Source organism: Flavobacterium melibiosi (assembly GCF_048158545.1).
Classification (GTDB): Bacteria; Bacteroidota; Bacteroidia; order Flavobacteriales; family Flavobacteriaceae; genus Flavobacterium; species Flavobacterium melibiosi.
The window spans coordinates 22,685-41,511 of the sequence record NZ_JBLNKU010000013.1 but is presented as its reverse complement, the minus strand read 5'-3'; the positions used below and the strand labels follow the sequence as shown (position 1 = coordinate 41,511).

General features: G+C 33.7%; 11 protein-coding genes. 6 read left to right on the top strand and 5 right to left on the bottom strand.

The window, feature by feature from the left end; all coding sequences use genetic code 11:
• The first annotated feature begins 387 nt into the window (after positions 1-387).
• The 5 genes from ACM55F_RS14785 (at position 388) to ACM55F_RS14765 (ending at position 7,986) form a co-directional block, all read left to right on the top strand.
• Positions 388-1,443, top strand: coding sequence for an efflux RND transporter periplasmic adaptor subunit (locus tag ACM55F_RS14785; RefSeq protein ID WP_416854588.1), 1,056 nt, complete (start codon positions 388-390; stop codon positions 1,441-1,443).
• An 82-nt stretch (positions 1,444-1,525) separates the two neighbouring features.
• A complete protein-coding gene (locus ACM55F_RS14780; RefSeq protein WP_416854587.1) occupies positions 1,526-4,621 on the top strand; it encodes an efflux RND transporter permease subunit in 3,096 nt (1,031 codons plus the stop codon).
• A 163-nt stretch (positions 4,622-4,784) separates the two neighbouring features.
• Positions 4,785-6,095, top strand: coding sequence for a TolC family protein (locus tag ACM55F_RS14775; RefSeq protein ID WP_416854673.1), 1,311 nt, complete (start codon positions 4,785-4,787; stop codon positions 6,093-6,095).
• A 27-nt stretch (positions 6,096-6,122) separates the two neighbouring features.
• Positions 6,123-6,986, top strand: coding sequence for a bestrophin family protein (locus ACM55F_RS14770; RefSeq protein WP_416854586.1), 864 nt, complete (start codon positions 6,123-6,125; stop codon positions 6,984-6,986).
• 73 nt (positions 6,987-7,059) lie between these two features.
• Positions 7,060-7,986 (top strand): AraC family transcriptional regulator, encoded by a 927-nt coding sequence (locus ACM55F_RS14765; RefSeq protein WP_416854585.1) that lies wholly within the window; start codon positions 7,060-7,062, stop codon positions 7,984-7,986.
• Between the two features lie 2 nt (positions 7,987-7,988).
• Here the strand turns inward: ACM55F_RS14765 and ACM55F_RS14760 are convergent, their stop codons facing one another.
• Together ACM55F_RS14760 and ACM55F_RS14755 are read right to left on the bottom strand one after the other, a co-directional pair.
• Positions 7,989-8,363 carry a DUF779 domain-containing protein gene (locus tag ACM55F_RS14760; RefSeq protein ID WP_416854584.1) on the bottom strand — a complete coding sequence of 125 codons (375 nt, stop codon included), beginning with the start codon at positions 8,361-8,363 and terminating at the stop codon, positions 7,989-7,991.
• Positions 8,364-8,438: 75 nt separating this feature from the next.
• The gene (locus ACM55F_RS14755) at positions 8,439-9,944 is read right to left on the bottom strand and encodes an aldehyde dehydrogenase family protein (protein WP_416854583.1); all 1,506 of its coding nucleotides are present in this window, start codon (positions 9,942-9,944) and stop codon (positions 8,439-8,441) included.
• Between the two features lie 294 nt (positions 9,945-10,238).
• Between ACM55F_RS14755 and pheT the strand changes: the two genes are divergently transcribed.
• Positions 10,239-12,659: a phenylalanine--tRNA ligase subunit beta gene (gene pheT / locus ACM55F_RS14750; protein ID WP_416854582.1), complete on the top strand. Its 2,421-nt coding sequence runs from the start codon at positions 10,239-10,241 to the stop codon at positions 12,657-12,659.
• Positions 12,660-12,771: 112 nt separating this feature from the next.
• Here pheT and ACM55F_RS14745 read toward each other — a convergent pair whose 3' ends face one another.
• The 3 genes from ACM55F_RS14745 to ACM55F_RS14735 form a co-directional block, all read right to left on the bottom strand.
• Positions 12,772-14,868, bottom strand: a complete 2,097-nt coding sequence (locus tag ACM55F_RS14745) for an OmpA family protein (RefSeq protein WP_416854581.1) — start codon at positions 14,866-14,868, stop codon at positions 12,772-12,774.
• Positions 14,869-14,961: 93 nt separating this feature from the next.
• Positions 14,962-15,888 (bottom strand): PorP/SprF family type IX secretion system membrane protein, encoded by a 927-nt coding sequence (locus ACM55F_RS14740; protein WP_416854580.1) that lies wholly within the window; start codon positions 15,886-15,888, stop codon positions 14,962-14,964.
• A gap of 32 nt (positions 15,889-15,920) precedes the next feature.
• Complete coding sequence (locus ACM55F_RS14735) at positions 15,921-18,566, bottom strand: gliding motility-associated C-terminal domain-containing protein (protein ID WP_416854579.1); 2,646 nt, start codon at positions 18,564-18,566, stop codon at positions 15,921-15,923.
• Between the last annotated feature and the right edge of the window lie 261 nt (positions 18,567-18,827).

Genomic DNA, 18,827 nt, shown 5'->3' with positions numbered 1-18,827 from the left:
CTCTGCAGATTCACATTAAAAACCTAGTAATAAACACTTTATTTGATTTTTTTGTTTTTAAAAATGTCTCATTTAATAGTAGTAAAACTTATATTTCTTATATGTCTCAAATTACGCTATTAAATTTATTTCCATAAAAACGTCATTTTTTTGAATTCTTGATTAAACCATTTGCTTTTTTAGCAGTCATTAACCTTTAAAAGGTGTGATTGTTTGTATTCATTTGTAAATACTGTATTTTCTAAGTGTTAATATTTGTATGTACAAACGTTAAATAAAAATTAACAAGATCACAATTCCCAATTCTAAAACCTAAATTTGTTAAATCACGAATAAAAACATTCACTAATTTTACTTTTACTCATATTTCATTAAATATCCCTACATATGAAAATAAAATACCTTGTTTACACCTTATTGTTAGTTGGAATTGGTGGTTTTATAGCCTATCGAATTTCATCAAATAGTGCAAAGAATGAAGATTCAAAAGATAAAGGCATGAATAAAACCATGAACGTAAGTGGAATTGTTGTTGAGCCACAAACTTTTGATAATAATCTGTCGCTTTCAGGATCTATTGAAGCAAATGAACAAGTGGAGATTCGTAGTGAAGTTTCCGGTATCGTTGAGGGTATTTATTTTCAGGAAGGGAGTAATGTGAATAAAGGACAAGTACTTTTTAAAGTAAATGATTTAGAATTAAGAGCACAACTGAGACAAACTGCTACAAAAGAAGGTTTAGCATCGGAAAACGAAAGAAGAGCAAAACTTTTACTGCAAAAAGAAGCCATAAGTCAAGAAGAATACGATATAGCAAGAGCTGATTTGAAATCGGCGCAAGCACAAAGTCAATTGATAAAAGCGCAAATTGCAAAAACATCTGTTAGAGCACCATTTTCGGGGAAAATAGGATTGCGTTCCATTTCACCGGGAACGTATATTACTCCAACAATTTTAGTTGCCAAATTAGTGAATACCGGTAAATTAAAAATTACTTTTTCGATTCCGGAAAAATATGCTAATCAGGTAAAAACAAATACCGTTTTAACTTTTACGGTTGCTGGATCAGATGAAAAACATACTGCCAAAGTATATGCAATCGAGCCAGAAGTTGCAGTAGCTACCAGAACATTGCAAGTTCGTGCCATTGCTGAAAACAAAGACGGAAAATTATTGCCGGGTACGTTTGCCAATGTTGAATTGGCTTTGGACATTATTAAAGATGCTATCGTAGTTCCTACTGAAGCAATTATTCCGGTACAAAATGGGAAGAAAATTTTTATTTCGGATAATGGAATGGCCAAAGAAATTATGGTAGAAACTGCCACGCGAACCGACGCTACAATTCTGGTGCTTTCCGGTTTAAAAGCTGGTGATACCGTTATAACAACTGGCGTAATGTCTTTAAAAAACGAAACTCCTGTAAAAGTTAAAATTAAATAATTTTAAAAGTTATAAGTTATGAATTATGAGTATACACAGTGCAACTCATAATTCATAACTTATAATTCATAATTCAAAAAAAATGAGTTTATCTACTACAAGTATAAGAAGACCCGTATTTACTATAGTCATCAATTTATCCATCGTGTTATTTGGAATAATTGGTTATAGTTTTCTTGGCGTTCGTGAATTCCCGTCGATTGATCCGGCACAAGTTTCCATCCGTACCAATTATGCCGGTGCAAATGCTGATATCATTGAATCACAAATAACAGAACCGCTGGAAAAAGCAATCAATTCCATTGATGGAATTCGAAATGTAACTTCATCTAGTATTCAGGGAAGCAGCAATATTACGGTTGAATTTAATTTGAATAAAAACCTTGAAGAAGCTGCTAATGATGTACGGGATAAAGTTTCTCAAGCCGTTCGAAGTTTACCTCAAGATATTGATGCACCGCCAGTAGTCTCTAAGGCTGATGCCAATGGTGAAGCGATTATTTCAATGACAGTTCAAAGTGATACTCGAAATGCACTTGAATTAAGTGATTATGCCGAAAACGTAATTTCCCAACGACTGGAAACGATTCCTGGTGTAAGTGGTGTTCAAATTTGGGGACAAAAAAGATATGCGATGCGTTTGTGGATTGATCCTGTAAAATTGGCGTCTTACGGTTGCACGGTTTCAGAAGTTAGAGATGCATTGAATAAACAAAATGTAGAATTACCTTCGGGGAAATTAACCGGAAGTAATACGGAACTTACTGTAAAAACTGTTGGAAATCTGTCCACAGCCGAGGAATTTAATAATATCATCATTCGTTCCGAAGGAGAAAAAACAGTTCGTTTTAGTGATATTGGTTCGGCTGTTCTTGGTCCTGAAAACATTGAAACCAAAATGACCCAATCCGGAACGCCATTAGTGGGTGTCGCGATTGTTCCGCTTCCGGGGGCAAATTATTTAGATATTTCAAAGGAATTTTACAAAGAATTCGAAGTATTAAAAAAGGATTTACCTAAAGATATCAAGTTAGATATCGTTATCGATACTACCGTTTTTGTCAAAAAATCAGTTATTGAAGTAGCGGAAACGTTGGGAATTTCAATAATTCTGGTGATTTTAATTATTTATTTATTTTTTAGGGATTGGGCTATTGCTTTCAGACCATTAATCGACATTCCCGTTTCGTTAATTGCTACTTTCTTCATTATGTGGCTTTTCGGATTTTCGATAAATGTACTGACTTTGTTGGCGATTGTTTTAGCTACAGGTTTAGTTGTCGATGACGGAATTGTAGTCACAGAGAATATCTACAAAAAAGTAGAGGAAGGAATGTCGCCAATTGAAGCAGCCATCAAAGGCTCTAACGAAATCTTTTTTGCGGTCATATCCATTTCCATCACCTTGGCAGCCGTATTTCTTCCAGTTATTTTCCTCGAAGGATTTGTCGGGCGATTGTTTAGGGAATTTGGCGTCGTCATTGGTGCCGCAGTATTGATTTCTGCCTTTGTTTCGTTGACATTAACGCCAATGTTAAATGCGTATTTGATGAAAGGCGGAGAGCAAAAAAAATCAAAGTTTTATATTAAAACAGAACCTTATTTTCAAAAACTAAACAGTGGTTATGCCGAAGCTTTGCAACGTTTTATGAAAAAGAAATGGTTGAGTTTTCCCATATTGATTGCCTGTTTCGGATTGATCTATTTATTTTTTAATTTAATCCAAAAAGAAACGGCTCCGTATGATGACCGAAGTGGCTTAATGATGAGTATAACCGCACCAGAAGGGGCGTCCTATGAATATACGGACCGCTTTATGCAGGAGATTTCTCAATTAGTAGATGATTCCATTCCTGAAAAAAAAGTGGCCTTAATTATTACTTCTCCAGGTTTTGGTGCATCGACAGTAAATAGTGGAAGGGTAAGAATTTCCTTGTCTGAACCAAACGAAAGAAAACGTTCTCAAAAAGAGATTGCCGAAAAATTGACCAAACTGACCAAAAAATATCCTGAAGCCAAAACTTCTGTAATAGAACAACCCACAATAGCAGTAAACAGACGCGGTGGATTGCCGATTCAATACATCATACAAGCTCCAAACTTTAAAAAACTGGAAGAAAAGATTCCTGTTTTTATGGATGAAGTGTCTAAAAATCCAACTTTTGCAGTTAGCGATGTGAATTTAAAATTCAATAAACCAGAAATCAATGTTACAATAGACAGAGAGAAAGCCGAAAGTTTAGGAATTTCAGTTATTGATATTGCACAAACCTTGCAACTTTCATTAAGTGGTCAACGCTTTGGTTATTTCATGAGAAATGGAAAACAGTATCAGGTTATTGGACAATTTGACCAAAAAGACCGTTCGAAACCATTGGATTTAACTTCAATGTATGTCAAAAATAATTTGGGACAATTAATTCAAATGGACAATGTTGTAACCATTGAAGAAAAAAGTAATCCGCCACAATTATACCACAACAATCGATATATGGCAGCAACTGTTTCTGCAGGTCTCGCTCCAGGCAAAAGTATCAGCGATGGAATTGATGCGATGAACGAAATTAAGGTTAAAGTTCTTGATGATACATTTACCACCGATTTAGGTGGAGAATCAAGGGATTTTGTCGAAAGTAGTTCGAATACTGCCTTTGCATTTGGATTGGCTTTGCTATTGATATTTTTAATTCTGGCTGCACAATTTGAAAGTTTCATTGATCCATTTATTATCATTTTAACCGTTCCAATGGCTGTAGCGGGTGCTTTATTCTCCTTATGGTTGTTTGACCAGACTTGGAATATCTTTAGCCAAATTGGAACCGTAATGCTTATTGGACTGGTTACTAAGAATGGAATCTTAATCGTCGAATTTGCCAATCAGCTGCGAGAACAGGGCAAATCGAAAATTGATGCAATATTAGAAGCTTCCGAAGCGAGATTACGACCTATTTTAATGACTAGTTTAGCTATTTCATTGGGTGCATTGCCTATCGCAATGTCACTTGGAGCGGCTTCTACCAGTAGAATTGGTATGGGAGTTGTGATTGTAGGCGGAACTGTTTTCTCATTGGTTTTAACATTATTCGTTATTCCAGCCATGTATTTAATGTGGTCTAAAGCAAGAAAACATTACCCTGAATTTGATCATATCGAAGAATATGAAAAAGAAGTTAAATAACAAATTTCCTTTTTTATTTATATCAAAAAACTTAAATATCTTAGATGTTTTAAACACATCAGATATTTAAGTTCATATAAAAAATAAATACTTTTTTAATTCTTAGTCAAATGATTTTATTGTTTGCAAGAATTGAATGATTTTAAAAAGATATTGAATTATGATGAACACTAAAATACTATTTCAAAGCTTTATACTACTCCTATTTTGTGTTGCAAAAACCAATGCTCAAGAAGTTTTGACATTGGAAAGTGCAGTAAAAATAGCATTGGAAAACAATTACGAAATAAAAATTGCGACAAACAATTTAGACATTGAAAAAACAAACGTAGCAATTGGAAATGCCGGTATGTTACCAAAAGTCACTGCAACAATTGTGGACAATAATAGTGTTCAAAACAGTTCGCAAACGCGTCAGGACGGAACACAAACAGAGTTAGACAATGCCAAGAACAACAGTTTGAGTTATGGTGTTGGTTTGGATTGGACTATTTTTGACGGAATGCGGATGTTTGCCAGACTAGATCAGCTGAAAGAATTACAAAAATTAGGCGAAGCACAATTAAAACTGACTTTAATCACTAAAATAAGTGATGTACATGCAGCCTATTACGATTTGGTACAACAACAACAACAACTAATAGCTTTAGATACAACAATTGTTATTTCGAATCAGCGATTGACATTGGCGAAAAACAGGTTCACCATTGGAAAAGCGTCTAAATTAGAGGTTTTGAATGCCCAAGTAGATTTAAATACCGATCAGGTTGCGATACTGAGACAAAAAGAATTGTATGCCAACAGTAAGATTTTATTGAATCAAATATTGGCCAGAGATCTTAAATCAGATTTCAAAGTAATTGATGCTATTGCGGTTGACAACCAATTATTGCTACCGGAACTTACCGCTTTAGCCGAAAAACAAAATCCGCAATTAGAAGCGCAAATTATCAACAAAAAAGTAGCAGAATTAGAGTTAAAACAAATCAAAGCGGGTCGCTATCCTACGATAAAAGTAAATACAGGCTACAATTTTTCTGAAAGTCAATCCAGTCTTGGGTTTGTGTCACAATCTGCATCCAGAGGATTGAATTATGGATTTAGTGCTTCTTTAAATATATTTGATGGTTTTTCACAAAACCGAAACGAAAAAATCGCCAAAATTCAGATTGAGAATTCTAAGATGACAATCGAACAGCAAAATTTGATATTACATTCACAATTAGCAACTTCGTATCAAACGTATTTGACTAATTTAGAATTGATTGCTTTAGAAGGAAAAAACGAATCCATCGCCAAACAAAATCTGAGTATCACTTTAGATAAATTTCGTATTGGAACCATAACAACTTTAGAATTCAGAACCGCACAATTGAATTATGTGAATGCCAAAGTACGTTACAGCAATGCTCAGTTTCTTGGTAAATTATCCGAAATTGCATTACGAGAGTTGGCCGGAAATCTAAATTTTTAATATATTTTTGCTGAAAATTTAGCCAAAATGATTTCATACAATACAAAAGACTGGTTTACTTTTATCTTTCGTTTTCATAAAGCGGATACCTTCAGAACATTATTTCCAATTATGCTTGCCATAGGCGCTTATTCCGGAATTATTGGGTATTTGGAAGTCGAATATTGGCAATTAGCGGATAACAGTTATGTGAAAAACATTACCATCATGCATGGAATGTTAGGTTTCGTTATTTCGCTATTACTAGTTTTTAGAACCAATACTGCCTATGACCGTTGGTGGGAAGGGCGTAAAATGTGGGGAAGTTTAGTTAATAATAGCCGTAATTTAGCCATCAAACTTTCCGTAATTTTAACGGATGAAAAAGATCGAGCTTATTTTAGAAAAATAATTCCTAGCTATGCTTCCATTTTAAACAAACATTTAAAAGATGAGGAAACTGGCAAACAATTATTTGATGATGTAGATTTAGAAATTGATCATCACAAACACAGACCCAATCAGGTTGCAAAAATATTATTTCAAAAAATCAATGATTTATACGTTTCCAAAAAAATTACTGGAGACCAACTCATCATCCTAAATAATGAAGTGCTATCCTTTACCGAAATTTGCGGTGCTTGCGAAAGAATTAAAAACACACCTATTCCCTACTCCTATAGCGCTTTTCTTAAAAAATTCATCTTCTTTTATGTCATGACTTTGCCATTTGGCTATTCCTTTAGTTTGGGTTATTATGTAGCACCTGTTGTCGTTTTTATTTTTTATGTTTTGGCTAGTTTAGAGTTAATTGCCGAGGAAATAGAGGATCCTTTTGGAACCGATGAAAATGATTTACCTACCCAAAAAATTGCGGAAAACATAAAAAAACATATTGAAGAATTAATTTAAATTTTGTTAAACAGTGTTCTGGTTCTAATTATTTTCATTAAATTTAAACTTTGTCTTCTTTAAGTTTAAAACTATGAATAATAATCGTGCTTTTATAAATCCTCCACATTTATCAAATGAAAAATCGTTAAAAACATTAGTTGAAAACAGAACCGTTTACTCTTTAAACCATTGTGAACTGAATCTTTTTGAAACATATGAATCTTCTGCATTGGTTCCGCTAAAGTTTAATGATTTAGTAGTGACAAGCATGCTAAGAGGTAAAAAAGTGATGCATCTTTTTGATGATCCGAGCTTTGATTATTTACCCGGAGAAACAGTTGTTATTCCTTCGAATGTAGAAATGAAAATCGATTTTCCTGAGGCCACAAAAAGCAATCCTACGCAGTGTCTAGCTTTGGCGATAGACCAAACTAAAATTACCGATACATTACAATTCTTAAACGAACGCTATCCAAAAGAAGGAAATTCACAATTTTGGCAATTGAATTACCAAAATTATTTTTTTTACAACAATGTAGAACTGGCTGCAACAATCAACAAATTGATAAAAGAATGCATGAGCACTTCGATTACCAAGGATGCTTTGGCCGATTTAACTTTGCAAGAATTGTTAATTCGAATTATTCAAACGCAAACTGCAAAAGCAATTGATGACGGTTTATTTACCGATCCAAAAAATCCTATTACCCAAGTAGTAGAATTCATCCGTTTGAATTTGAAGGAAAATATCAGCATGAAACATTTGAGCGAAAAGGCATGTATGAGCACCACTTCTTTCTACAGACTTTTCAAGAGAGAATTAGGTATGAGTCCGATAGAATTTGTCATTAGCGAAAAAATAAGATGCGCCAAACAATTACTCAAAAACCCGACAATACAAATCAATGAAGTTTGCTATTTATCCGGATTTGAAGATTCCAATTATTTTATTCGTTTGTTTAAAAAACATGAAGGAATTACGCCAAAACAGTATCAATTGTTATATGTAATAAACTAGATTTATTCAATATATTTTAAAGGACCAAGCGATTGCTCTTCTTCTGGTGTAAAAATCCGGTATTCGATTCGGAATGTTTTTTTTAACGGTGTTTCTAAAGAAAATCCTCCTACCCCAAAGGCGTCAATTACATCCAAAGTAAAATGAGCATGTTTCCAATATTCGAATAAATCTTTATCTACCCAGAATTCAGTATCTTCAACTATTCCAATACAAACGTCACCCATTCGTTGATAAAACCCACCTTTTTCAAAACACTGAGGCTGAGTTCCTTCACAGCATCCTCCGGCTTGGTAAAACATCAAATCACCATGTTTTTCCTGTAAAATTTTGATTAATTCTACTGCTTTTTCTGTGGCATCAATTCTTTTTGTCATCTTTTTTTATTTAAAGTAAAACCTGACAAATCATACAATCTGTCAGGTTCAAGATTAACCAATAATCTGTAACTACTAAAAGAAACCTAATTTCTTTTTATCATAAGAAATCAACATATTTTTTGTCTGACGATAATGTCCAAGCATCATTTTGTGATTTTCACGACCAATTCCTGATTGTTTGTAACCTCCAAAAGGAGCGCCTGCTGGATAAGAATGGTATTGATTAATCCAAACACGACCTGCTTGAATGGCTCTTGGAACCTGATAAATTTCATGTGCATCACGCGTCCAAACTCCAGCTCCTAAACCATACATCGAATCATTAGCAATTGCTATCGCTTCTTCTGTTGTTTTAAAAGTGGTAACCGCCAAAACAGGCCCGAAAATTTCTTCCTGGAAAATGCGCATTTTGTTATGTCCCTTGAAAAGAGTTGGTTTGATATAATAACCTCCGTCTAAATTTCCTTCCAAATGATTTTCTTCACCGCCAATTAACACTTCGGCACCTTCTTCTTTTCCTAGTTTAATATAGCTAAGAATTTTTTCTTTTTGAACCAATGAAGTCTGTGCTCCCATCATAGTCGTTCTGTCTAATGGATTTCCCATTTTGATTGCTTCTGTTCTTTCAATTACTCGGGCAATAAATTTATCATAAATATCTTCATGAATTAATAATCTGGAAGGACAGGTGCAAATCTCTCCTTGATTTAAAGCAAACATTACAGCACCTTCAACTGCTTTGTCAAAGAAATCATCATCAGCATCTCCAACAGATTTCATGAAAATATTTGGAGATTTACCACCTAATTCCAATGTTACGGGAATAATATTTTCAGTAGCGTATTGCATTACTAAACGACCGGTTGGCGTAGAACCAGTAAATGCGGCTTTTGATACTTTTTTGTTCGTTACCAAAGCTCTTCCAAGCTCAGCACCAAAACCATTGACAATATTTACAACTCCCGGAGGAAGAATATCGCCTATCAATTCCATTAAAATTAGAATAGAAATTGGTGTACTTTCTGCAGGTTTTAAAACTACTGTATTTCCTGCAGCCAACGCCGGCGCTAATTTCCAAACAGCCATTAAAATTGGAAAATTCCAAGGAATAATTTGGGCAATTACACCCAAAGGTTCGCTTAAAGCAATAGAAACTGTTTGTGAATCCAGTTCAGCAATAGAACTTTCTTCAGCACGAATTACGCCAGCAAAATATCTGAAATGGTCTATCGCCAAAGGAATATCTGCGGCTAAAGTCTCCCGAATTGCTTTCCCGTTATCTATGGTTTCAACGGTGGCAATATATTCTAGATTATCTTCAATAACTTGTGCAATTTTGTTTAATAATAGGCTACGTTCCGTTACAGATGTTTTCCCCCATGTTTGAAAAGCTTCATGTGCTTTATCAACAGCTAAATCAATATCCACTTTAGTTGAATGTGCAGCTCTTGTAAATACTTTTCCATCAATTGGAGAAACAACATCAAAATATTGGCCACCGATTGGCGCAACGAATTTTCCTCCTATATAATTATCATACGTTGCCTTGAATTCAGGTCTTTTTACTATGTTGTCCATGTCGTTATCTATTTTATTTTATCAAAAATAGTCTCCTATTCATCATTAGAATAGCACAATTCATTCAACTAGTAGCATTAAATTTCCATATGTGTTTTTTTAACGTTATTTTATTATTTTATTCGTATCTATTTACGTCTAACATTATTAAATCACTATTTCGAACACTCCTAAAATGTGACAAATCAATTATAAAAAACCAAAAAAATTGTTTCTTACTCCAACCTGCAATCCTTATATTTGCACCCGAGACCGTAGGTCGAACTGACGAAGTAATCTCATTAAAATTGACAGATGAAAATATCTTACAACTGGTTAAAACAATTCATTAAAATAGATTGGAAATCCGAAGAAACAGCAGCATTGCTAACAGATTTAGGTCTTGAAGTGGAAATTGTTGAAAAATACCAATCGGTAAAAGGCGGATTAGAAGGAATTGTTGTAGGACATGTTCTTACCTGTATTCCACATCCGGATGCTGACAGACTAAAAATAACTACTGTAGATTTAGGCAACGGTACTCCTTTACAAATTGTTTGTGGCGCCAGCAATGTCGCTGCGGGACAAAAAGTTCCTGTTGCTACAATAGGTACTACATTATATGATAAAGAAGGTATAGCATTTTCGATTAAAAAAGGAAAAATACGCGGACAGGAAAGTCACGGAATGATTTGTGCTGAAGATGAGTTAGGTCTTGGCGAAAGCCACGATGGGATTATGATATTGGACGATTCCTTAGTACCAGGAACTCCAGCGGCAACCGTTTTTAAAATTGAAAATGACGAAGTTTTCGAAATTGGATTAACACCTAATCGTGCCGATGCTATGAGTCATTTGGGGACAGCCCGTGATTTGAGAGCCGGAATGTTACAAAGCGGTGTTAGTGTAGAATTAATTACACCCTCAGTAAGTAATTTTAGAGTAGATAAAAGAATATTAAAAATTGATATTGATGTAAAAGAACCGAAACTTGCTCCTAGATATTGCGGTGTTACCATTTCTGGAATTACTGTAAAACCTTCACCTGCGTGGTTGCAAAACCGACTGAAAGCGATTGGAATAAATCCGAAAAATAATATTGTCGATGTGACCAATTATGTTTTACATGAATTAGGCCAGCCACTTCATGCCTTTGACGCTTCAAAAATCAATGGTAAAATAATTGTAAAAACACTTGCTGCCGGAACGAAATTCATAACTCTTGATGACATTGAAAGAACGTTACACGAAGAGGATTTAATGATTTGTGATGAAAAAGGACCATTATGTATCGCAGGAGTTTTTGGTGGGAAAAAATCTGGAGTTTCAGAAAATACAAATTCAATTTTCTTAGAAAGTGCTTACTTTAATCCTGTAAGTATTCGTAAAACTGCCAAAAGACATCAATTGAACACCGATGCTTCTTTTAGATTTGAAAGAGGAATCGACCCTACTATCACTGAATACGCATTGAAAAGAGCCGCTTTATTGATTCAAGAAGTAGCCGGTGGAGAAATAACTTCGGATGTCATTAATGTGTATCCAAAGAAAATAGAAGATTTTACAGTCTTTTTAAACTTTAGTAAAGTAGCCAAAATTATTGGTCAGGAATTGCCAAAAGACACCATTAAGAAAATATTAGTTTCATTAGACATAAAAGTAAACAGTGTTTCTGATGCTGGATTGGGATTAACAATTCCTGCATATAGAGTTGATGTACAAAGAGAAATTGATGTTATAGAAGAAATTTTGAGAGTTTATGGATACAACAACATTAATTTTTCAAAAAAATTAAATGCTACAGTTTCTAATTCTCCAAGAAACGAGGATTATAAAATACAAAATACAATTGCCACTCAATTAAATTCTCAAGGATTTAATGAAATGATGGCTAATTCATTGACTACGGCATCTTATGTAGAGCTTTCTGATGTTTTAAATTCAGAACATAACGTAACAATGCTAAATCCTTTGAGCAATGATTTAGCAACAATGCGTCAATCTTTATTATTCTCTGGACTAGAAGCGATTTCCTATAATATTAATCGTAAAAATGCCGATTTAAAATTATTTGAATTTGGAAAAACCTACCATAATTTTCCTTCAGGTTATGAGGAACATAAACATTTGACTTTATTCCTTTCTGGAAACAGAAACCAGGAAAATTGGACTAGTGCTCAAAAACCATCGGATTTCTTTTTATTCAAAGGATATGTAAACGGCATACTTTCTAGATTAGGCATTCAAAAAACACAAAATTCACCAGTAACTTCTGATGTATTTTCTGAAGGAATTGCAATTGGATTTGGTCAAGACATTCTAGTTGAATTAGGAGTAGTGAAAAAATCAATATTGAAAAATTTTGGAATAAAACAAGAAGTGTTTTTTGCTGATTTCAATTGGGCTTTAATTTTAAAATTAATTTCAACCAAAATAAAATATACTGAGATTCCTAAATACCCTGAAGTTCGTAGGGATTTGGCTTTGCTAATTGACCAAAACGTAACTTATGATAGTATTTACAATATTGCACGTCAAACCGAGAAATCATTATTGAAAGATATTAATTTATTCGATGTTTACGAAGGTAATAATCTTCCTGAAGGTAAGAAATCATACGCGTTAAGTTTTACTATTCAAGATAATTCAAAGACATTGACTGATGCGCAAATTGATAAAATTATGAGCAAATTGCAAAATAATTTTGAAACTGAGCTTGGAGCTAGTTTGAGATAAATTAGTTTTTGATACAATGCAAAAAGCCCAATTCTTTTAAAGAATTGGGCTTTTTATTTGCAATAATAGCCAATTAAATACTTTACTTGGAATTTAAAATTTTATCTAATAGCTACAAATTTTTAATTACAAATTCACTTCGTCTGTTCAATTCATGCTGTTCTTCGGAACAGGACTCACTTGGCTCACATTTTATGATTTGAACAGTTTCTCCATATCCTTTTGCAATAATTCTTTTTTCAGCAATTCCTTGATTTATGAAATACGTTCTTGTTGATTCAGCTCTATGTGTGGAAAGATTCCTATTGTAATTATCATTTCCTCTATTATCAGTATGAGAACCAATTTCGACAACCATATCTGGATATTTTTTCATTATTTCAATAACTCGATTTAGAATTGGTTTTGATTCTTTACGAATATACCACAAATCATAATCGAAATATATAGGATCCGTTTTGATAATTAAACGGTCTTTATCTTTTACCACATCTTTTTCCGCAGCGATAATATTATCTATTTTTTCTTTTTTCTTAATTTGGGCAATATCAATTTCTTTTTGAGCGAAAATTTGCTTGTCTTTTTTATCTTTTTCAAGTAAGGCTATTTCCTCATTTTTCTTTTTCTGAATTGCTATTTCCTCTTCTTTTTTAATCATCAAATCAGACTTCAAAGACATGGATGCGTCGTTGATTTTATTTCTTTCTTTGTTGAGTTTAAATGATCTTGAATCCTTTGTATAATCCACTTTGGATGCCAAAACAGAATAACCGGTCTCGCAAGCAACGGCAAAACTGAATTTTCCGTCTTGAGTAGTCATAACTTTTTGGATTTCAATTTTATCAGAATTTTGCAAACTAACCAAAGCGTTTTCCAAAGGCATTTTTGTATCCACATCCATAATTATACCAGCGATTAATTGCTTGCAATCTTCAATTAGTAAAGGTTTTATTTCTTTTAGTTCATAAATATCATCATTCCCTTTTCCACCCGGTCTGTTGGACGAAAAATAACCTTCTTTTGATTCTGAATCAATAGTAAATGAAAAATCATCGAAACCAGAATTTACCGGAAGACCTACATTTAATGACTTTGAGAACGTATTGTTTTGAATTTCCGATACAAAAACGTCCAATGATCCATATCCGACATGTCCGTTTGAAGAAAAATACAATTTATTGTCTTTTGAGACAAAAGGAAATTGTTCTTTTTTAGTTGTATTAATTTTATCACCTAAATTTTTTGGAGTTCCAAAAGCCCCACCATTTATAGATACACTAAAAATATCAAATAAACCCAGCGTACCTGGCATATCCGATGCAAAATACAATGTTTTTGCATCATTACTCAACGTAGGATGCTCTACAGAATAATCATCACTATTGAAAGGAAGCGACTCAATTTTCGTCCATTTACCATCAACGAATTCAGCTTTAAAAATTTGTAGATTTGAAACCTTGTCTTTGTTTTTACCTTTTTTTCCTTTTTTGTAATTATTTCTGGTGAAATAAATTGTTTTTCCATCTTTTGTAAAAACAGCATTTGCCTCATGCATGGAGGTGTTTAATTCTTTAGAAAAATAATTTACAATTGAATCACTGGAATTGACGTTTTTGAGAGGAATTGTCACCAAATCAAGATACAATTCATTATTCCATTTGTAGATTTTGTCAAATAAATCGGCCTTCTTTTTACCTCCCGAAAAAACCAGATTTTCTCCTTGTTTTACTGCTCCAAATTCCGAATTTGCAGTATTTACAGCCAGGTTTTTTATTTCGAATCTGCTTCCTATTGCTGATACATTTTCAAGATCCTTATTTTCTTTTTCAAAATCTTGTAGGTCCTGCTTATTGTTTGAACTAATGAGATAATCACGGATAACTGAATTGGCTTCTTCGTAATTCCCAGTTGCTTTCAATGTTTGCGAATATCTAAAGTAGTATTCCACTTCGAGTTCCTTATTGAATCTTTCAATAAGAAAACGATACTGCCTTTGGGCATTAGTATAGTTATTAGTGTAATAATAACAATCTGCCAAGTTTTTTACTACTTCAATAGAACGGTTCCCTTGAATGATTTTTTCATACAAAGGGATTGCTTCGCTATAAAAAGTTCTATCAAAATAGCGTTTGGCTCTTTGCAAATCTTGCGTTTGAGCATTCATAAATTGTATTGAAAATACGATTATAATGAGGTATATTCTTTTCATACGAAGATAATATTTGTTTTTTAGCGGAATATGGTATCGCCATTCTTCATTTCTATTTGTGATTTGGAATCATGGCAATTTCATGTTTATTTTTTAGAAGAATCTTGGTGATTTATCATATCCTTTACCTAATAAATCTAAATTAAATAGAACAAAAATTTCATGCGTTCCAGAATTAAACTGCCCTAGATTAGAAGTAGTGTAATCGTAAGCATAGCCCACCCTGATATTTGGAGTTACTTTTACGTTCATCAAAGCACTTACGGCATCCCCAAATCTATAAGCGGCACCAAATTCAAATTTGTCATTATACAATACATTAGCAGAAAGATCTAAAGTTACCGACACTCCTTTTACAAATTTTGACATAAAAGCGGGTTTTAATTTGAATGAATCTGACAACGTAAACACATACCCCCCCGTTAAAAAAACATGAACATTTTCAGAGCCATAATCACTAATCCCAGAGCGCTCTTCAATATGTTTTGAATTGAGCAGATTGGGAGCGGATAATCCAACATAATATACATCAGTGAAATAATAAGCCCCAATTCCAATATTAGGTTTTAAAAGATCTCTGTTTTCAAAGGCAAAATCCGATGATGTACTCTCAAACTTAAAACCATTAAAATTAGTTTGTAGGGACGTTACGCCTGCCTTTAATCCCAAAGAAAGACGGTGTCTGTTATTCAATTGAAGTACGTATGCAAAATCTGCATAAAAGTTATTCTCTTTTTTTGCCCCGTCTCCAATATCGTCAGAAATCAACGAAAAACCCATTTCCACTTTTTTGTTCACGGGCATGTGTCCGAAAAAAGTCAATGTCTTTGGGGCACCAACAGCACCAACCCATTGTGTTCTATATAATGTACCTATATCTAACATGGATTGCGTTCCTGTCGCATATGCAGGATTTACTACATTCATGTTATACATGTATTGTGTGTATTGCGGATCTTGTTGGGCCGAGGTATTTATTATAAAAAATAAAAAACTTACAAATAATATTGTTTTTTTCATTTGAAATTTGATTTTAAAGTAATGAAGGATAATTATCGATTCAAATAAAGCCGCCCTTGGCTGGGTGATTTGTTCTCTTTATTATAATTGATAATGTAAAAATAGACTCCGTTTGGCGCAAATCCGTCAATCCCAATTTTGTAATCAGAATTTTTCCCATCCCATTCCGGCTTGTTTTTATTGCCAGAAAACATTAGGTTTCCGTATCTGTTATAAATTTCCAAGGAATAATTTGGAAATATAAACTCGATATTCGGAATTTTAAAAGTGTCATTTACAGTATCTCCATTTGGTGAAAATCCGTCAGGAATGAAAAAATCAGGAGTTGTATTACAATTTGAAAGAGATATGGTTACTTCCAAAGCATTTGAATAACAATTTGTGCTACTTGAATAATCAAAGCCATAATAAGTAATTCCCTCTTTAAGCAATGTTGTTAGTGCCAATTGGTTTCCATTTATTGCCGCATCAAACCAGCTCATGGTTTCGTTTGCAGTGGTATTAGCCGTTAGATTTTGCAAAGTGGGATGGTCTAAACCACAAAAGTTTTGTCCGTCTTGATTTAATATTGGTACTTCTATTTCGTTTATCACAATATTAACCACTGCTCTTCCTGATTCACACCCTGTAGTCGCATTTACCTCTTTAACGTAATAATTCCCTGAAACTAAAAAGCTAGTCTTGCTTAAAACTGTGGTGCTTGTCAAAGAATCAAACCATTGGTATTGAGTACCTATTGGGGACAAATCACCAATAGTTTTATTTTCATTTTTGCAAAATTTTTCGTCATTTACAATTGGCACATTTGGAATAGTATTAATCGTAAAACTCTTTGTGCCATTTGTAATTATGATTCCACAACTAGTTCCGTTATCAATAATATAAGTGATAGCCAGAGAGGTTGCCCCTGTATTAATAAGTAAAGCCGAAGGGATAATAAAATCTGCCTTACCGGAGCTAACAAGTATAGTCACTGTTTGATTAATCGCTGTATTAACTCCCGTAAGATCATAATTTAAAGTAACATTCGTTAAAGTACCTAATCCAGTAAGTAATACTGTAACGGGCTGATTTTTGCAAACATCTTTTATGTCCACCTTAAAGTTTGTGACGTCAGGTAATGCTTTAATAACAAATCCCTTAGTTAGTGTTGACGTATTGGTACAACCTGTAGTTAGATTTGTAATCTTTGTAATTGAGATTGTCGTGTTACCTGCAATAGGAATTAAACTCGCCGGAATAGAAAAAGAAGTTAATCCACCACTAACCGTAAAAATTTCCTGTCTGGAAATCAAAGTATTACTACCAAATAAATTATACTCTATACTGTAATTTCCATCCGACAAATTAGTATTCCCGGAAAGAGCCACTACAGCATCACTATTTTTACAAACAGGATCAATAGTGAGCGTTGCGGTATTAATTTTTGGCAAAGGAAAAACATGCAAAATATCTGAAACGTCAATTACATTTATACAAGCACCCAAACTGGTAACACTTCTAATATCTGTTATACTCACGGTATAATCTGCTACTTGTTTAAAATTAACTGATGAAAGCGGAAAAGTCAAAACCCCGTTGTTAAAAGTAGCAATTATGGTATTTGTTGTTGTTCCTAACGGACTTAAAATGGAATACTCTACATAATAATTACCGTTAGGTACATTTTTGATTCCTTTCGTTAAAACGGCATTATAGTTAGCTGAAGGGATTTCATTTTCACAAATATCCGAGTTGACCACCAACGTTGCTCCGGTAAAATCAAGCTGTTCTTCGATTATAATGTGTACTGTTGATTGTTTTATGCTACAAATTGGATTATCAGGAAAAACTGAATAGGTGAAACTATAAACCCCGGCTCCGAATACATTGTATAAATTCTGAACATTGACTTTTGAATCCAAAATCCCAGATATCTCAGAAGTTCCAGCTTCAGACCAAATTCCACCTGCATCTTCACCGTCTAATTTGCTGTTCAAATCAAAATCATTATATAAAGCTAGATTATCCGAACTACACAATAGCAATAAAGAAGGTGTTCCTGGTTCTGGAGGCAGAAATACAGTTACACTAACCGTAGAGGATTGCGCTGGGCATGTATCTATGGCAGGCATGGTATAAGTAAAGGAATGCGTCCCCATTCCCGCTTTATTTGCGTTAAGTATCCCTCCTGGGCTCAATGCCCCTGTTCCATCATCATCTGACCAAAAACCGTTAGTTTGCGGTCCTAAAAATTGTCCGTTAAACCCTAGAAATAAATTAAACGCCATATCATCACCACATGCCGAAACATCTGGACTGGATACACCTGAATATCCTCCAACGATAACCGTAATTGTCGAAGAATTATCTCCACAACCTACATTACTCATATATGTATAGGTAAAAACACCACTTTTTCTAATGGCTTGGGCGTTTAAAAAACCTGTGGTAAGATTTAATCCTCCGGATAACCGATTGTCTGTCCAAGTTCCCCCAGAGACAGCTCCGCCTCCCAAAAGACTAAAAAGATTAACCGCCTGACTACTTGATTTAATCAAATCAGTGCCACAAATCGTTATAGCATTATCATTACCAGCACACTGGGCATTAATATTTGTTGCGAAAAAAAAAGATATAACGATAATGACAAAATGTAAAAAGCTAAGCTTTGGTGGAAAGAGTATTTTTGAAGCCATAATTATTTCTTAAATTCATCTCAAATTTACAGTATTTAATGAACTGAATTTAAGAAATAACTTATTTATTTTATCATAAAAATAAATAAAATAATACAAAGTAGCAGCGCACATAAAAAAGTCCTGTAATTAATTACTCCAAACTATTTAAAATGGTATTCGCAAAGAATCATTAAATAAGAACAGGATAATCCATGATTACACAGGAGCCCCAAATAAAGGTGGCATTGTAATTATAAGGCCAAGTAAAAATGTAACTAT